Genomic DNA, 473 nt, shown 5'->3' on the forward strand with positions numbered 1-473 from the left:
GCTTTTGAACTGTTCGAAGTTAACGGAACCGCCGTAGTCGTATTCTGTGGCCGAGCTGCCTAATGCGTTGCCTTGGCTGCTGTCCAGAGGTGTAGACACGATGACGCGGCAATAGTCAAAGGTTTTACCGTCGATTTGGCCGTTAAAGCGTTTAACGCCCATGATTTGGCCTTGAATTTGCATTTGCATGATGTGTTTCCTTATTCAATACACTGCACTTGAAGGCGGCAGCGTTTTGCCTTTTAAAATCTATATGCGTATCGGTCGTACATCAGATTCAGATAATCTTGTTCGTGCTTGGCCTCAATGAGCTTCGTCATTTTGTTTTTCTCTTCAATGGCCATTTCAAGCAAAATTTGGGCGGATTCATTAAGCCATAAACTGCCTTCGGGCTTATCGTGTATGGCCGGTGCGTGGTTTTCGGTACATGAATACACTTCAAGGCTTAAGCGTTTGGGCAATAAGTCATGATC

The 473-nt window shown here is 45.2% G+C and carries 2 pseudogenes; both read right to left on the bottom strand.

Annotation, left to right across the window (positions count from 1 at the left end):
* A pseudogene (locus ACTHUR_RS19870) lies at positions 1 to 189 on the bottom strand (hypothetical protein); the annotation flags it as partial.
* A 53-nt stretch (positions 190 to 242) separates the two neighbouring features.
* Positions 243 to 473: pseudogene (locus tag ACTHUR_RS19875) on the bottom strand (hypothetical protein); the annotation flags it as partial.

Source organism: Neisseria sp. P0021.S007 (genome assembly GCF_051956855.1).